This is a genomic window from Serratia sp. P2ACOL2, assembly GCF_003691565.1.
Lineage (GTDB): Bacteria > Pseudomonadota > Gammaproteobacteria > Enterobacterales > Enterobacteriaceae > Serratia > Serratia liquefaciens.
Map to the genome: position 1 here is coordinate 4,004,343 of NZ_CP033162.1, position 16,010 is coordinate 4,020,352.

Annotated in this window: 19 protein-coding genes and 1 riboswitch; of the genes, 10 read left to right on the plus strand and 9 right to left on the minus strand. The window is 54.9% G+C overall.

The features are described 5' to 3' along the window. Window positions 1-181 precede the first annotated feature (181 nt). The 7 genes from EBA31_RS19405 to gutQ all read left to right on the plus strand — a co-directional run bounded on the left by EBA31_RS19405 (window position 182) and on the right by gutQ (window position 5,128). The gene (locus EBA31_RS19405; protein WP_020828107.1) at window positions 182-730 is read left to right on the plus strand and encodes a PTS glucitol/sorbitol transporter subunit IIC; all 549 of its coding nucleotides are present in this window, start codon (window positions 182-184) and stop codon (window positions 728-730) included. A gap of 15 nt (window positions 731-745) precedes the next feature. Then, the gene (locus tag EBA31_RS19410; RefSeq protein ID WP_020828108.1) at window positions 746-1,723 is read left to right on the plus strand and encodes a PTS glucitol/sorbitol transporter subunit IIB; all 978 of its coding nucleotides are present in this window, start codon (window positions 746-748) and stop codon (window positions 1,721-1,723) included. Between the two features lie 22 nt (window positions 1,724-1,745). Continuing rightward, the gene (gene srlB, locus EBA31_RS19415) at window positions 1,746-2,108 is read left to right on the plus strand and encodes a PTS glucitol/sorbitol transporter subunit IIA (RefSeq protein WP_115058282.1); all 363 of its coding nucleotides are present in this window, start codon (window positions 1,746-1,748) and stop codon (window positions 2,106-2,108) included. A 10-nt stretch (window positions 2,109-2,118) separates the two neighbouring features. Then, the gene (srlD, locus tag EBA31_RS19420; protein ID WP_020828110.1) at window positions 2,119-2,898 is read left to right on the plus strand and encodes a sorbitol-6-phosphate dehydrogenase; all 780 of its coding nucleotides are present in this window, start codon (window positions 2,119-2,121) and stop codon (window positions 2,896-2,898) included. Between the two features lie 52 nt (window positions 2,899-2,950). Then, window positions 2,951-3,307, plus strand: a complete 357-nt coding sequence (gene gutM / locus EBA31_RS19425; RefSeq protein ID WP_122080004.1) for a transcriptional regulator GutM — start codon at window positions 2,951-2,953, stop codon at window positions 3,305-3,307. A gap of 83 nt (window positions 3,308-3,390) precedes the next feature. Then, window positions 3,391-4,164: a DNA-binding transcriptional repressor gene (locus EBA31_RS19430; protein ID WP_020828112.1), complete on the plus strand. Its 774-nt coding sequence runs from the start codon at window positions 3,391-3,393 to the stop codon at window positions 4,162-4,164. Then, window positions 4,157-5,128, plus strand: coding sequence for an arabinose-5-phosphate isomerase GutQ (gene gutQ / locus EBA31_RS19435; RefSeq protein ID WP_020828113.1), 972 nt, complete (start codon window positions 4,157-4,159; stop codon window positions 5,126-5,128). The genes EBA31_RS19430 and gutQ overlap by 8 nt, the downstream gene beginning before the upstream one ends. 57 nt (window positions 5,129-5,185) lie before the next feature. On the opposite strand, the gene EBA31_RS19440 is transcribed toward gutQ, so the two are convergent. The 4 genes from EBA31_RS19440 to thiM form a co-directional block, all read right to left on the minus strand. Continuing rightward, entirely contained in the window at window positions 5,186-6,220 is a 1,035-nt protein-coding gene (locus EBA31_RS19440) for a methyltransferase (RefSeq protein WP_061069179.1), read from the minus strand. Between the two features lie 358 nt (window positions 6,221-6,578). Continuing rightward, window positions 6,579-7,037, minus strand: a complete 459-nt coding sequence (locus EBA31_RS19445) for an inhibitor of vertebrate lysozyme family protein (protein WP_115058278.1) — start codon at window positions 7,035-7,037, stop codon at window positions 6,579-6,581. A gap of 86 nt (window positions 7,038-7,123) precedes the next feature. Beyond that, window positions 7,124-7,924: a bifunctional hydroxymethylpyrimidine kinase/phosphomethylpyrimidine kinase gene (gene thiD, locus EBA31_RS19450; protein WP_122080005.1), complete on the minus strand. Its 801-nt coding sequence runs from the start codon at window positions 7,922-7,924 to the stop codon at window positions 7,124-7,126. Beyond that, window positions 7,921-8,715, minus strand: coding sequence for a hydroxyethylthiazole kinase (gene thiM / locus EBA31_RS19455; protein WP_122080006.1), 795 nt, complete (start codon window positions 8,713-8,715; stop codon window positions 7,921-7,923). Before thiM ends, thiD begins: the two co-directional genes overlap by 4 nt. A gap of 36 nt (window positions 8,716-8,751) precedes the next feature. Further along, window positions 8,752-8,853, minus strand: a riboswitch (TPP riboswitch). 68 nt (window positions 8,854-8,921) lie between these two features. Here thiM and EBA31_RS19460 point away from each other — a divergent pair. Next, on the plus strand, window positions 8,922-9,347 hold the full coding sequence (locus EBA31_RS19460; protein WP_046372925.1) for a GNAT family N-acetyltransferase: 426 nt from the start codon (window positions 8,922-8,924) through the stop codon (window positions 9,345-9,347). Between the two features lie 46 nt (window positions 9,348-9,393). Here the strand turns inward: EBA31_RS19460 and EBA31_RS19465 are convergent, their stop codons facing one another. From EBA31_RS19465 to EBA31_RS19480, 4 genes are all read right to left on the minus strand, one after another. Further along, on the minus strand, window positions 9,394-10,659 hold the full coding sequence (locus EBA31_RS19465) for an MFS transporter (RefSeq protein ID WP_122080007.1): 1,266 nt from the start codon (window positions 10,657-10,659) through the stop codon (window positions 9,394-9,396). A gap of 107 nt (window positions 10,660-10,766) precedes the next feature. Continuing rightward, the gene (locus tag EBA31_RS19470) at window positions 10,767-11,744 is read right to left on the minus strand and encodes a sugar phosphate isomerase/epimerase (protein ID WP_122080008.1); all 978 of its coding nucleotides are present in this window, start codon (window positions 11,742-11,744) and stop codon (window positions 10,767-10,769) included. Window positions 11,745-11,753: 9 nt separating this feature from the next. Beyond that, window positions 11,754-12,461, minus strand: a complete 708-nt coding sequence (locus EBA31_RS19475; RefSeq protein WP_046372922.1) for a GntR family transcriptional regulator — start codon at window positions 12,459-12,461, stop codon at window positions 11,754-11,756. Window positions 12,462-12,656: 195 nt separating this feature from the next. Further along, on the minus strand, window positions 12,657-13,889 hold the full coding sequence (locus EBA31_RS19480) for an MFS transporter (RefSeq protein WP_122080009.1): 1,233 nt from the start codon (window positions 13,887-13,889) through the stop codon (window positions 12,657-12,659). A 93-nt stretch (window positions 13,890-13,982) separates the two neighbouring features. On the opposite strand from EBA31_RS19480, the gene EBA31_RS19485 reads away from it, so the two are divergent. Then, entirely contained in the window at window positions 13,983-14,432 is a 450-nt protein-coding gene (locus tag EBA31_RS19485) for a helix-turn-helix domain-containing protein (RefSeq protein WP_122080010.1), read from the plus strand. 324 nt (window positions 14,433-14,756) lie between these two features. On the opposite strand, the gene EBA31_RS19495 is transcribed toward EBA31_RS19485, so the two are convergent. Continuing rightward, window positions 14,757-15,011, minus strand: a complete 255-nt coding sequence (locus EBA31_RS19495) for a type II toxin-antitoxin system Phd/YefM family antitoxin (RefSeq protein WP_122080664.1) — start codon at window positions 15,009-15,011, stop codon at window positions 14,757-14,759. A gap of 166 nt (window positions 15,012-15,177) precedes the next feature. Here EBA31_RS19495 and rluF point away from each other — a divergent pair, with 166 nt between their 5' ends. Further along, a complete protein-coding gene (rluF, locus tag EBA31_RS19500) occupies window positions 15,178-15,963 on the plus strand; it encodes a 23S rRNA pseudouridine(2604) synthase RluF (RefSeq protein ID WP_122080011.1) in 786 nt (261 codons plus the stop codon). The last annotated feature ends 47 nt before the right edge of the window (window positions 15,964-16,010 follow it).

Genomic DNA, 16,010 nt, shown 5'->3' on the forward strand with positions numbered 1-16,010 from the left:
TTCTGCTCCCCCGCCGCTTAATGTTATTTTTCTTTCATTATTAACTTTCACAATAAAATATTTATCTTTCAAATTGTGATCTATTTAAAACAAATGAATCCATAAAGTGATTAGTGTAAGGCCCATGGCGACAGAGCCGCCGTTCGCTCCAGGCCATACCTTCCATCACAGGAGAATAATAATGATTGAGCTAATCACCCACGGAGCCGAATGGTTTATCGGCCTGTTTCAGAAAGGCGGTGAAGTGTTTGTCGGCATGGTGACGGGCATTTTACCTTTGTTAATCAGCCTGTTGGTCATTATGAACGCGCTGATCAAATTTGTAGGCCAGGAACGTATCGAACGCTTGGCGCAGCGCTGTGCGGGGAACCCGGTTTCTCGTTATCTGCTGCTGCCGCTGATCGGCACCTTTGTTTTTTGCAACCCGATGACCCTCAGCCTAGGGCGCTTTATGCCGGAGAAATACAAACCCAGCTATTACGCGGCAGCGTCCTACAGTTGCCACTCGATGAACGGTCTGTTCCCGCATATCAACCCTGGCGAACTCTTCGTTTATCTCGGCATTGCCAGCGGGTTGACCACCCTCGGCCTGCCACTGGGGCCGCTGGCGGTGAGCTATTTTCTGGTCGGGCTGTTCACCAACTTTTTCCGCGGCTGGATCACCGATCTCACCACCAGCCTGTTCGAACGCAAGATGGGGATCCGCCTGGATCGCCAAGTGCAACTTTAATTCGTGGAGTGCAGCATGAGTGCTTATATCCGTATTGAGAAAGGCGCCAGCGGCTGGGGTGGCCCATTAACGTTGCCGATCGAACCTGGCAAAAAAGTGGTGTACATCACTGCCGGTACCCGCCCATCGATCGTCGACCGGATTAGCGAACTGACCGGCTGGCCTGCCGTCGATGGCTTTAAAGAAGGCGAACCGCCAGCAGACGAAATTGGCGTCATGGTGATCGACTGCGGCGGTACCCTGCGTTGCGGCCTGTACCCGAAGCGCCGTATTCCGACGGTCAACATTCACGCTACCGGCCAATCCGGCCCGTTGGCGAAGTTTATCCTCGAGGATATTTACGTCTCCGGCGTGCGTGATAGCAACATCAGCCGGGTGGAAGCAGCTACCGATCAGATCCCGACAGCCACGTCGCAACCCAAGGGACGGGATTACGACACCAGCAAAAAAATCACCGAGCAGAGCGACGGCCTGTTGGCCAAAGTGGGTATGGGCATGGGATCGGTGGTGGCGGTGTTCTTCCAGGCCGGGCGCGACACCATCGACACGGTGCTGAAGACCATACTGCCGTTTATGGCGTTCGTCTCGGCGCTGATCGGCATCATCATGGCTTCCGGCCTGGGGGATTTTATCGCCCATGGCCTGACGCCATTGGCCAACAGCCCGATTGGGTTGGTGACGCTGGCGCTGATTTGCTCCTTCCCACTGCTATCGCCGTTCCTCGGCCCTGGCGCGGTGATCGCTCAGGTGATCGGCGTATTGGTCGGGGTGCAGATAGGCCTCGGCCATATTCCGCCGCAGCTGGCGCTGCCCGCGCTGTTCGCGATTAACGCGCAGGCCGCCTGTGACTTTATTCCCGTCGGCCTGTCGCTGGCGGAGGCCAAGCAGGATACGGTTCGGGTCGGCGTTCCTTCGGTATTGGTCGGACGTTTCCTGACCGGCGCACCGACGGTACTGATCGCCTGGGCCGCATCCGCCTTCATCTACCAATAACTTCGTTTGCCAGGGAGCCGTTATGAATACCATTTTCCAGACCACCATCACCCAGATTGGCGACTGCGCCCGCGAGGCGCTGCAAGATGACATGTTGATCACCTTCCGTGAAGGCGCACCGGCAGACATCGAAGAATTCTGTTTCATCCACCAGCACGGCAACACCTCCGGTGAATTGCAGCCCGGGGGGTGGATGGAGCTGGCAGAGCAACGTTATCCGATCACCGCCGTCGGCGACGTCGCCACTCAAAACCTGCGTGAATTGGGTCACCTCACCGTACGTTTCGACGGCGAGCCGCAGGCCGAATTCCCCGGTTCGATTCACGTATCCGGCACCACGCCGGCGGATATCCCGCTGGGCAGCACGCTGAAATTTATCGCATAAGGAGTAAACCATGTCTGAAGTAGCTGTAGTGATTGGCGGTGGCCAAACGTTGGGTGCATTTCTGTGCCAGGGTCTGGCGCAGGCGGGCTATCGCGTGGCGGTCGCCGATTTAAACGCGGATAACGCCCGGCAGGTAGCACAACAGATTAACGACCAATACGGCGCGGGCAGCGCGCGTGGTTTCCAGGCCGACGCCACCGACGAACAAAGCGTGATTGCGCTGGCGGCAGCGGTTGACGATGAATTCGGCCCGGCCAACCTGCTGGTGTACAGCGCCGGTATCGCCAAGGCGGCACCGATCACCGATTTCCCGCTGGGGGATTTCGACCGCTCGCTGCAGGTCAATCTGGTGGGCTATTTTCTCTGTGCCCGCGAGTTTTCTCGCCTGATGATCCGCGACGGCATTGCCGGACGTATCATTCAGATCAACTCTAAATCCGGCAAGGTCGGCAGCAAGCACAACTCCGGCTACAGCGCCGCCAAGTTCGGCGGCGTGGGGCTGACACAGTCGTTGGCGCTCGATCTGGCGGAATACGGCATTACCGTGCATTCCTTAATGCTGGGTAACCTGTTGAAGTCGCCGATGTTCCAGTCGCTGCTGCCGCAGTACGCACAAAAACTGGGGATCGCGCCGGATCAGGTTGAAAAGTATTACACCGACAAGGTGCCGCTGAAACGCGGATGTGACTATCAGGACGTGCTCAATACCCTGCTGTTTTACGCCAGCGATAAGGCTTCTTACTGCACCGGCCAGTCGATCAACATTACCGGCGGTCAGGTGATGTTCTGATCTTGTCAACGCTCCCTCTCCTTCTGGAGAGGGAAAACAAACAGGAGGCTATATGACTCAGGCATTGATCACCTTCGCAGTTCTGGCCTGGCTACTGCAAATCGCCCTCGGCTGGTGGCAGATCCAACGTTTCAACCGTGCCTTCGACGGCCTGTGCCGACTGGGTGCCGTCGGTGTCGGGCGTTCCGGCGGACGCTTTCAACCCCGGGTGGTGCTGGCGCTGGCCTTTGATTCCGAGCGGCGGGTTTGCGGCAGCATGTTAATGCGCGGCCTGACCATCTTTGCCCAACCGAAACCTATCGCCCGGCTGCACGGCCTGCATCAGCGCGATCTTCGCCCGGATGTGATCTTCCCCGAGGATCCCGCATGCCAGACTGCACTATCGTTAGCGATTGCCCCTAAATCATGATATTTTCACATTAAAAGACATTACCTTTCATATTGAATTGTTAGCCGAAGGGAAATGCGCAACTCTTGTGAACAGGACGGGCTATGAAACCAAAGCAGCGGCAGGCCGCTATCCTTGAATATCTGCAGCGGCATGGCAAAACGGCAGTGGATGCCCTGGCAGCGCACTTTGCCACCACCGGCACCACCATCCGCAAGGATCTCACCCTGCTGGAAGAGGAAGGTGAAGTGATCCGCACTTATGGCGGCGTGGTGCTCAGCCGCGACGATGGCGATCAGCCTATCGACCGCAAAACCCATATCAATACCGAAAAGAAACGCCAGATCGCCTATGCCGCCATCGGGCTTATCAACGACGGCGACTCGCTGATTTTCGACGCCGGCAGCACCGTGCTGCAAATGGTGCCGCATCTGGCGCAGTTCAATAACATCACCGTCATGACCAATAGCCTGCACATCGTCAATGCGCTGGTGGAGCTGGATAACGACCAAACCATCCTGATGCCCGGCGGCACCTATCGCAAAAAGTCGGCGTCCTTTCACGGCAGCCTGGCGGAATCGGCTTTCCAGCAGTTCAGCTTCGACAAACTGTTTATCGGGGCGGACGGCGTGGACCTTAATGCCGGTGTCACCACCTTTAACGAAGTGCACAACGTCAGCAAGGCGATGTGCGAAGCCGCCAGCCGCATTATCCTGCTGGTGGACTCGTCAAAGTTCGGCCGCAAAAGCCCGAACGTGGTCTGCGACCTGAGCGCCGTGGATACCCTGATCACCGATAAAAACATCAATCCGGATTACCTCGCCGCATTGCAGGCGAAAGGGATCAATATCATTCTGGTAGGAGATTTTGATGAGTAACGCCGCTGCCCTGCTGGCCTTTGCCCGCGAAACGCTGGAGATTGAGCTAACTGAAGCACAACGCCTGCTGGCGCGACTGGACGATAATTTCGTCTGCGCCTGCGAACTGCTGCTGAACTGCCGGGGCAAGGCGGTGATTTCCGGCATCGGCAAGTCCGGCCACATCGGTAAAAAAATTGCCGCCTCGCTGGCCAGTACCGGCACTCCGTCGTTCTTCGTGCACCCGGCAGAAGCACTGCATGGCGATCTCGGCATGATTGGCGCCGACGACGTGGTGGTGTTTATCTCTTATTCCGGCCGCGCCAAAGAGCTGGATTTAATCCTGCCGTTGCTGGCGGAAAATAACATCCCGGTGATTGCCATCACCGGCGGCAAAGAGTCACCTCTGGCGTTGGCTGCGGCCTGCATGCTGGACATCAGCGTCGAACGCGAGGCTTGCCCGATGGGTTTGGCGCCGACCTCCAGCGCGGTCAATACGCTGATGATGGGCGACGCATTGGCAATGGCTTTAATGCGCCAGCGCGGTTTCAACGCCGAAGACTTTGCCCGTTCACATCCGGGCGGCAGCCTGGGTGCGCGCTTGCTCAACCGGGTGCATCATCTGATGCGCACCGGCGATCGTCTGCCGAAAGTCAGTGAAAGCGCCAACGTGATGGAAGCCATGCTCGAACTGAGCCGCACCGGGCTGGGGTTAGTCGCGGTGTGCGACGCACAGCAGAAAGTGGTGGGGGTATTTACCGATGGCGACCTGCGCCGCTGGCTGGTAAAAGGCAATAGCCTGCAGGATGCGTTGAGCCCGGCCATTACCCGCCCTGGCTATCGCTTGCCGGAGCAGTGGCGCGCAGGGGAAGCCCTGGAAGCTTTGCACGAACAGCATATCAGTGCCGCACCGGTGGTCAATCTGGACGGCGTGCTGGTCGGAGCGATCAACCTGCACGATTTGCATCAGGCCGGGATCGGCTAATTAAACTGAAGAAACCCGCAGCAATGCGGGTTCCTCCTTGCCGGTTCATCTCGGGTATCAATTCGGTACAGCCTCGACGATCGACAAATAACAACCGGTATCGATAATCCGGTTCAGCTTCAGGTCGGCGCTGGCTAACAGCGCCTTCAGTTCTTCTTCGGTGCGCACCTGCCCACCGTCAAAACTGCCCATCAGAACCAAATCAAGCTCCCGGCAGCTGTCCCAGGCGGTGTTATTCGGCACTATTACAGGTTCAATAAGCAATAGCTTCGATTGCGGGTGCATCGCATTACGACAGGTGCGTAATATGCGACTGGCCGGCTCATCGGCCCAGTCCATGACGATAAATTTCAACAGATAAAAGTCTGCCGTCGGACAGGCTTCAAAGAAACTGCCCGCGCAGGTTTCCCAACGCGAATCATCACCCAATTCACCAAGGCGGTTTCTTGGCAATACCTGCGGTTGGTCAAAAAGAATGCCTTTAACCGTCGGATTGGCGCGCAATACGCTCAGCAGCAATCCGCCAAATCCCCCGGCGATATCTACCACCGTAGAATGCTCGGGGAATTTATAACTACGCATCAAAATTTTATTTTCCAACGCCGACATCGATGCCATGCCGATATGGAAATCATTTTCCGCGTCAGGAATATCCTCTTGCGACCAATAATCATAGAATGGCATGCCGAATATTTGTTTAAATACCGGCTCGCCGCGTAACGTTGCCGCCAATTTTCCCAACGGACGCCACATTGTTTCATCCGTCAGCATCATTACACCGCCGCGCAGTGAATCCGGCAAGTCTGAACGTAAATATTGCGCTACCGGGTTAAGCGAGAAACGTCCGTCTTCGGAAACGGAAAAAATATTGCGCGATGCCAGAATACTCAAGACCCGATGCAGCATTCTGCTATTTACTTCCAGCTTCCTTGCCAGCTCCTGGGCCGTTTTGGGGCCGTCGATCAGATGATCGGCCACGCACAGCTCAGCCGCAGCCCGCAAGGCGGCCTGCACGGTGAATCCCATCGTTTGATCCAACAAATACAAAGAGGCTTTTTCATCTTCAGAAAGAGTGACGTGATTAGTTGCCATGATCATAATGCTCCGTTTGGATATTTAACCCCAGACACCATTGCAAAATTAACAATGATTATTTATTTCAGGAGAAATAAATTCACCAAACAAGATCATAGACACTAAATAAAATAAAACCATAAATCCAACAAGGTTATCAGGAAAAAATAACCATAAATCATGCAACCAATTAAATGACAAAGGAATATATATAACAAGAAAAACAAAATGATAAAGCATAGATACAATTAGATAATTAATTCATGATGAAGCAATATATTCCTCACTAGGATTTATTTTATATAAATTTCATTTCAATAATAGACACATACCTTAAAAATTCGGCTGAATGCAGATGCCTTCAGCCGAAAACTGATTATTTCCAGTCGGGATTATTCTCAAACTGTTGTTTCAGCAACGCCTTCATGTTGTCGTCAGGCTTACCCAACCATTGGTATTTGGCATATTTCTTTGGATGGTCAACCGCTTCCGGCTTATCCGCCACCTCAACGCGCACGGCCCAGGCCTGTGATTTGTCTTCCTTAAACGCCACTATCATAAAGTTGTTGGCGCAGTCATGCGGCTTGCACAGATTGCCCACCAGATAGTTCTGCCCTTTCCAGCTCAGGCTCTGCGCCGGCGTGGAGGTTCCCATCCCCTTGCGCGCCCAACCCGGCAAGCGAGCCTGACCTTTGACCATATTTTGCCAACTGGTCTGGTAACCCGGCTGTTGGATCACGTCCGAGGTGGTGACGATCTGCTGAGCGAAACCACCCACGCTGAAGCTGAGTAACGCGCCGAAGATGGCGCCGCGAAGTGCGTTTTGTCCTGTCATGGCCTTCTCCCTAGAAAAAATTCGGTTGCACCCGGCCCAAGCCGGGTCTGGATCTAGTCAGACCACAAGGGTAGCAAAAAGTTGACTTACCACCAGGCATGAAAATGATGTACCGGCCCAATACCGTGCCCCACTTCCAGGGTATCCGCCTGCAGCAGGGCCTGTTGCAAATAGTCCTTGGCGGCAGCGACCGTTCCGGCCCAGTCGTCGTGACGCGGTCGCAGCGACGCCAGGGCGGCAGACAGCGTACAGCCGGTGCCGTGAGTATGTCGGGTCGCCACGCGCGGCGCGGTAAAGCGCAGCTCCTGCTCGGCCGTAAACAGCCAATCCGGACTTTCGCTTTCGCTAAGGTGACCCCCTTTCATCAACACCGCCTGGCACCCCATCGCCAGGAGCGCCCGGCCCTGCTCGCGCATCTGGCGCTCATTTTCCGCCGGGGCGCACGCCAGCAGCGCCGCCGCCTCCGGCAGGTTCGGCGTGATAATCGACACCAGCGGCAACAGTTCACGACGGATCGAATCCACCGCCTCCGGCGCCAGCAGCGGATCGCCGCTTTTTGCCAGCATCACGGTATCCAGTACCACAAACGACGGCTGATAATGGCGCAAACGCTCCGCCACCGCCTGCACAATATCGGCGTTGGCCAACATGCCAATCTTGGTGCTGTCGATGCGCAGGTCGCTGAAGACGGAATCCAGCTGAGCGGCGACAAAGGCCGGATCTATGTTGTAGACCGACTGCACACCACGGGTGTTTTGCGCCACCAGCGCGGTAATCACCGAGGCACCATAGGCCCCCAACGCAGAAAAAGCTTTTAGATCGGCCTGAATGCCGGCGCCGCCGCTCGGATCGGTCCCGGCAATTGTCAGTGCGTTAATGCGTTTCATTGCAGTTCCTCCGGGCGCAGTTGATACAGTGCGTCGAGGAACGCCGGGGTGAAACTGCCCGGACCGGCGGCACGGCGCGTGGCCCGTTCACCGCAAAGCGACATCACCCGGCAGGCGGTCGCCACGTTATCGAGCCGATCGCCCGGTAAACTGCAAAATGCCGCCACCACCGCAGAAAGTGCACAACCGGTACCGACCACCCGCGTCATCAGCACATCGCCGCCGGTGACCGCCCAGTCACGCTGGCCATCGGTGATGTAATCAACAACGCCGGTTACTGCCACTACCGCACCGCTGCAGCGCGCCAATTCGCGCGCCGCCGGCAATGCCGCCAGCGAGTCGTCTGCACTGTCTACGCCACGTCCGTTAGCCTGCAAACCGCTCAGCGCCATGATTTCAGAAGCGTTGCCGCGGATCGCCGCCGGCTTCTCACCCAACAAACGATGGGCAAACGCGGTGCGATAGACCAACCCGCCGACCGCTACCGGATCCAGCGTCCAGGGTGTTTGTGCCACGTTGGCAGCTTCCACCGCAGCCAGCATGGATTCAGCGCGTGATGCATTGAGGGTGCCAACGTTGATCAGCACCGCATCCGCCAGTCGGCTGAACTGCGCTGCTTCGGTCGGTTCTACCACCATCGCCGGCGAAGCGCCGAGCGCCAACAGGACGTTAGCCGTCAGTTCCTGCACCACTTCGTTGGTCAGGCAATGGATCAGGGGCGATTGGCGTTTAAATTGAGTCAAACAGGCCGCGGCGCGGGCGCCGGGGAAAACATCAGGTCGAGCGAGCATATTCCTCCCAACCGGCGTTCAAGAAGGCGGGTACCGGTTGGGGCACCGAGACTTCCCTACGCTGGCATAATCCAGATCAGGTAATACGGGTAAAATCTCAGCCACCGCGCATCGCGCAGGGCACCCCGAGTCAAGACGGCCATTATTGGGGTTGCCGCCGGTGAGGTCAATCGCGCTATAGTGTCAAAAAATAAAAAGGAGGCGCCATGCAGATAAGAAAATACCAAGAGGCCGATCGCCCCTTCCTGCGCACCCTGTATCTGGCTTCGCGTAAAGCGGCGTTTCCGTGGCGCGATACCGAAGATTACCGGCTGGAGGATTTCGATCGCTCAACGCTGGGCGAAGATATTTGGGTGGCGGAAGATCAGGGGAAGCGGCTGGGATTTGTGTCGATTTATCGCCAGGACAACTTTATTCACAACCTGTATGTCGATCCGCATCTGCCGCCGCTCGGCGTCGGCAGCGCTCTGTTACAAGCGGCGGAACAGACCTTTACCGCCACCGGTTCGCTGAAATGCCTGGTGAAGAATGAGAAGGCGCTAGCGTTCTACCACAAGCACGGTTGGCGAATCATCACTACTGGCAATGACGGCGGGGAAGAATATTACCTGCTGCACTCCCCGGCAAAATAAAATAAGGGCACAGCGCAAACCGTGCCCGTTCATTAAAGCCCCCGGCTCAGGCGACAGAAGCCGCCGGGGTCAGTTTTGCGCGTGCGCGGATATTTCTGACCAACAACCCCGACACTATGATCCCGGCACAGGCAAACATGCCCATCAGCCCGAAAACGATCTTGTAACCGGTCAGTCCTGGGAAGGCATCGAGAATATGACCGTACAGGCTAAAACAGAACATCGCCGGGGCATAACCGATAAAGCTGCCCAGCGCCATAGCCGCACCGGTATGTTCTTCGTCAATGCCGGCCTCACCGATGGGGGCAAAGAACACCGCTCTTTGGGTAAAGACCACTGCACCAAATCCCAGCGTACAGGCCATGCCCAAGTAAACCGGCATTTGTTCATGCGGTAACAGGATCAATAGCGCCAGCGCAATGGCGCTGATAATAAAGGTATAGAATAAATACTTGCTGGGAGACTTTAATACTTTATCGGCAATAAGACCACCAATCGGCCCCCCCACCATTTTTAAGCAGTATTGATTAATGATCCCGTAAGCACCCACCAGTGCAATCGGCAGCGCATAGACATGACTCAGGAAAGGAATAAAGAACGTCAATCCGCAATACACCGCGTAAACACAGAAAACGCTGAAGGCAATCAGCCATACCGTTTTGTTTTTCAATACGCTGCCCATGCCCGGTTTTTTATTAACGGGGGGTTGTTCTTTAGCGGGTAACTTTTCCTCTGGGCTTTCTTTCATCACCAACAGAATAATAACCCCTACGCAAATAGCGATGGCCGAATAAAACAATATGCCGACTTTAAAACCCAGGTAGCCGCTACCAAATGCGGTAAACAGCGCCAGCGCAGAAAAGGCCACCACCGTGTCGACAACCCCGCGCCCGGTTTCAAAAAAGCCGAACAAACGCCCCTGCTGAGTATTATCCCCCAGCATACTCACCGATTTGAGCAGCACCGGCCAATTCAGCATGTCACAGGTCACGCCGAACAGCGCCCAGACAAACAGTATGCCCCAGTACCCCGGCATGCTGGACAGGTAGATACCAAGCAAGCCAGTAGCAATCAGCGAAAACGACATGGTAAAACGTCGCGGCAGACGATCGGAAAAATAGATTGATAAGAAGAAGCCAATGGTCGTCACAATCGAGTTAACCGACATGGCATTGCCTATTTCGCCGTTACTCAAGTGAAAATATTGTTGCATCGGAACATAAAAAGCATCTTTAAGGGAAGGCAATTTATAGATTGTCCCTCCACATAAAACCAACAAGCTAAATAATGCCCATCTTTTTTTAGTTAACATAGTCCCCTCACAGCCAATAATTAATAAGCGGTGTTGTTTACCCGATAATGAGGCGAGCGTTAATCGCTCATCAGCGAGAATATGTGATTTATAGATTTATTTTTATATTATGCCGGATTTAGCAGTTCCTGAGCTTGCTGCGTTAAACTGTCAATGATGGTGCGAACATAGTGAATTTGATTTAAAGCATCCTGAGTTTCTTTCTTTAATCGCGCTTCCAACCCTTGCTCCGGTAACGCTGTTTCACTCATTTCTCGCCATGGAATGGGAGGATTATTCCCTTCGTCGCTGAAACGAAACGGCGGTGCGTAATAATCCACCTCTTCTTCCAGCCCGTAGGCGGTGACCTGCGGTTGATCTTCACCCAGACAGATCAGCCCCAATAACAGTTCTCGGAATGGCAGATCTCCCTGTCCGGAAATACAGGCACGATGCCCCATCCCCTTGTTCTCTCGCACAATAATTGCGTCCTTGATGTGCACTTGGGTGATTTCCCCACTCATTGCCGCCAGTGCCGGCAGCGGCTCTTCATTAGCGTTAATCATGTTGGCGAAATCAAACAGCAGGGAAAGCTGAGGGAAATCTGCCGCCCGGACCAGGCCGACCAATTCATGGCTCTTGAGATCTTCATGCTGTTCCAGAGTAAAACTCAGGCCGCTGTGTTGATAACGCTGTTTGATGTACTGAATATCCGTACCGATGCGCGCCAACACCTCTAGCAAAGGGCCCTGATAGCGCGGATAAAAACGCACTGAGCTGGCCCCACATTTCAGCGCGATATTCACCGCCTGATCGATAGTTTGTGAGTCGGAGGCACTGGTTTCGATATGAATATCCAATCCATAGCGCCGAGCCTGTTCGCCAAAACGGCGCAGCCGGGAATCATCAGCATGGCAAAGCGCCTGACTTTCCCCATCCAGCACATGCACCTTCACCCCTCGCAACCGCTGCTGATGGGCGATGCTCAGCAAATCCTCTGGCAGGATCTTCTCCATACGCATATTGAGATGAAAGGCGTAAGCATGCAGGTAAAGGGGCAAGTTATGCGCCCGTAGAAGGACTTTCTCCGCCGTTAAGCGATCCATGATATTCACCTATAAGTTAATAAAGAAATCTACCGACTCGAAGCGCCAGTGCTCGATATCCACCTGCACGATACGGCGTTCGGCATCGGCACGATGCTTTTCGACCAAAATCGCAGGCGTGCTGGCGTTTCCGCCCATCACCTTGCAGGCCTCTCCGGATAACCGGGTGGGTTTAAAGGCCAGATGACGGGTTCGCGTGGAAGTGCCATAAGCCTGTTCCCAGACCTCGGCAAACGAGTTCTCACCCAGGCGTTCGATAAAACCGGGTGCCACTCGCGGGCTGATAAAGGTTTCGTGATAAAACACGATGTGATTATCCAGCGCTCCCCAACCAGAAATCTTGTAGATCTCGCTCGCCGCGTCGACCTGCAATAACTCTTTGATAAACCCCGGAGCTGCCAATACGCACTCTTTGGTCATATAGTCCCAAGAGGGACAACGGCCCTGCTCGATAGCCGCCTGTTTGAAACTGGTAGAGGAATTGGGGTTATAGTTAAAACGCGGCAGTGCCGCAAACCAACCCCGTCGATCCTTGCGGAAAATCCTCGATTCGCTTTCCAGGAACAACAGCGCCTGACGTAACGTCATGCGTTTGATGTTCAGCAATTCTCCCAGTTCTCGCTCCGAAGGAAGCTTGTCACCGGGGGCGATTGCCCCCTGGCTCAGCCAGTCATTCAACCTGGCCTTTGCCAATTCAACGGTTGAGCTGTTTTCCATATCCACACCTAATTGGTTTAAACCAGATTGCACAACAGTATCGCGGTGAATTATGACAAACAATGGGGGTATTGGATTTTATGTGTGACTTCGGTCCCAGAACAGAAGGGATCTTGGCAACCTTGGGCAAGATCCCCCCTCCGGTCCTCTCTTACTGCGGATTAAGCAAGGGGCCAGGCAGAATCAAGAACGCCGTCATTTTCCCGGCGCCGTCGGCATCGCACGCAGCGTCAGCCCCCAGAACACCAGGGCAATAAAGCTGACGCCCGCCCCCAGCCAGCACACCCCCTGCCAACCTGCCAGGGCGAATACGTGAGTGCTGGCAAAAGCGCCGAGCCCACTGCCAATGGCATAGAACAGCATGTAGACGCCCACTAACCGGCTATGCGCCTGCGGATGTGCGCTGAAAATCAGGCTCTGATTCAACACATGAATGGCTTGGCCTGCCAAATCGAGCAATACAATGCCGATAATCAACCACCCCAGGCCATAACCCAGCATGCCGAGCGGCAGCCAGGCCAGCACCAACAGCATCAGACAGATGCCGCTCGCCACCTGCGCCAAGCCGCGGTCCGCCAGGTGCCCTGCTCTTACCGCCGCCAGCGCCCCCACCGCGCCCACCAGGCCAAAGGCGCCAATCACCGCATGCGAAAAGTTGAACGGTGCCTGACTCAGCGGCAGCACCAATGCGCTCCAGAAGATGCTGAATGCCGCAAACATCAACAGCGCCAGCATGCCGCGAATTTGCAACGTGCGATCGCGCAGCAACAGCGTCAGCATCGAACGCAGCAAGGCGGTGTAGCTAAGCGTTGAAGGCGGTGTGCTCGGTGCAGGCAGCAAACGTGCCAGAATCGGCAGCAAGACCAGCGTCACTCCGGCGGAAAAAAAATACACCGTGCGCCAACCTCCTGCGTCTGCCAACGCGCCGGACAGGGTTCTCGCCAATAGCAGACCCAGCACCACACCGCCCTGCGCCGCCCCCACGACCCGCCCACGCTCATGAGGTGCCGCCAGCGTGGCGGCAAAAGCGATGAGTCCCTGTGTCATGGCGGTGCCCAATAATCCCACCAGCATCATGCCGATCAGCATAAGCAGGCTGCTGTTTGCCCAACCGACCATGCACAATGCGGCAATCAACAACAGTTGCTGTACCGCTAACAGCCGATGGCGATTAATGCGATCCCCCAGCGGGACCACCAATACCAGCGCCAACGCGCAACCAAGCTGGGTGGCGGTGATCACCATACCCACCGACGCCACGCTGATAGCAAACTCCTGGGCTATGGCATCCAACAACGGCTGGGCGTAATAGACATTAGCCACGCTAAAAGCGCTGGCGCCGGCCAGCAACAACACCAGCGAAGCCGGCAGCCGACTCAGTCCCCTCGCCTGAGATACGCAGATCGGATCCAGCGTTTTGTCACTCATCGTTTTCTCCAAAGTGGTTTCATTATTAAACCTAATGGACATTACGCGCAGAGGTTTTATAATGCAACCAGATAGTGTGGCAGGAGGGATAACGTGAAACGTAAAAGCCTGGAAGATGCGCCGTGCCCGGTGGCACGCACTTTGGATGTGATTGGCGACTGGTGGTCACTGTTGATTGTGCGCGACGCGTTCGACGGCGTGCGCCGCTTCAGTGAATTCCAAAAGGGGCTGGGGATGGCGAAAAATATCCTTTCCACCCGTCTGCGCACCCTGGTGGCACAGGGCATTCTGGAGATCGCACCGGCCTCAGACGGCAGCGCCTATCAGGAGTATATTCTCACCGACAAGGGCCGAGCCCTGTTCCCGGTGATCGTCGGCTTGCGCCAATGGGGGGAAGACCATCTGTTTGCCGAGCCAGAGGCGCATTCAACCTTAGTCGAAAGCGACAGCGGCCAACCGATCCCGCGCATGACGCCGACCGGCAGCGTCGGGCAAACGCTCACACCGCTGAATACCCGGGTGGTAAAGGTGGGTGAAGAGTAAAATCACATTAGTTGAACCTTAGAGCCGCTGAGGCAGATGTTTGGCTGGAACGCGGCTTTGGTGCAAAACTGCAAGAATGGTAATTTCGCTGTTTGCTGTAGCGTAATAAATCATATGGCTGAGGTAGGGAAAGCTATAAACACCGTTCCCTGGATCCTCGACTCGATGCAGCCCAATGCCTGGTATTTCCGCCAGGTTGGTTAATCATTGGCGCAGTCTTACAAGGTAATCTGTGGATTGCTGCATGCCCCAGTTGCTCAATATGTAGTCGCGAATCTCCCGGATATCGCTTTGCGCCTCACCGGCCAGTCGCTAACTGGCCATTTATCCTTTAGCCTGCTCCAGCAGCTCAGAGAAAAACGTCTCGCCATCAACGGCATTGCCGATCGCCATATCATGCTGGGAACGCTGAATCTTCATTTGTAACAGTTGGAGTTTCATCGCTTCAATTTGCTCGTAATCTTCGGCAGTCACCGCAACGGGCTTGCCATTACGGGTGATTTGTACCGGTTCACGCTGAGCCTTAAGCAGCAAATCGCCAAACTGGGTTTTGGCTTCATTGGCTGTCAGAATATGCATTTTCATTACCTTTCGACTGAATCGTTCGATTCGCTCATTCGATTTCTTGAGCAAAAATTATTCACACGATTTTATTGGGGGCGATCTTTCGGTTTACGCATTACCCCATATGCCCCTTCGCAAGGCCTCAAGGGTTACTGTATAGTCCGCGTTTTACGGGGAAATCATGCTGACTCAATCATCCATTCGCCTTAATAAATACATTAGCGACAGCGGCATCTGTTCACGCCGCAGTGCCGATCGTCATATCAAACAGGGCAACGTTTTCATCAACGGCAACGTAGCCGCCGTGGCCGCTCAGGTATTTGTCGGGGACGTGGTGCAAGTTAACGGCCAGCGGATTGAGCCACGTAATGCGGAAGATTTGGTGCTTATCGCGCTGAACAAGCCGGTGGGCATCATCACCAGCATGGGAAAGCACGTGCAAAATAACATCGGTGATTTCGTCAATCACAACAAACGCACCTTTCCTATAGGCCGTCTGGACAAAGATTCCCAGGGGCTGATTTTCCTGACCAATCACGGCGAACTGGTCAATAAGATCCTTCGTGCCGGCAATAACCACGAAAAAGAGTATCTGGTTACCGTCGATAAGCCGCTGACCGACGCGTTTATTCAGGGGATGAGCGCCGGTGTCCCCATCCTGGATACGGTGACGAAAAAATGCCGGGTGGAGAAAGTCGCGCCGCAGATGTTTCGCATCACGCTGGTTCAGGGCCTTAACCGCCAAATCCGCCGTATGAGCAAATACTTTGGTTATCACGTCACCAAACTTGAGCGTGTGCGCATTATGAATATCGATTTGACAGGATTGCCGCTGGGCGAATGGCGAGATTTGACCGGTGACGAAAAGAACGTGCTGTTTAAGCTGATTGAGCACTCATCTTGCGAGGATGTTCGCCTGCCCGTTTCGCTAGCGCCTGATGTCAGCGAAAGTCTCGACAGGGAGTGAAGGTTTTCTGGAGCAGAGATATCGCCAGGCAACCAGGTAAAACTGCA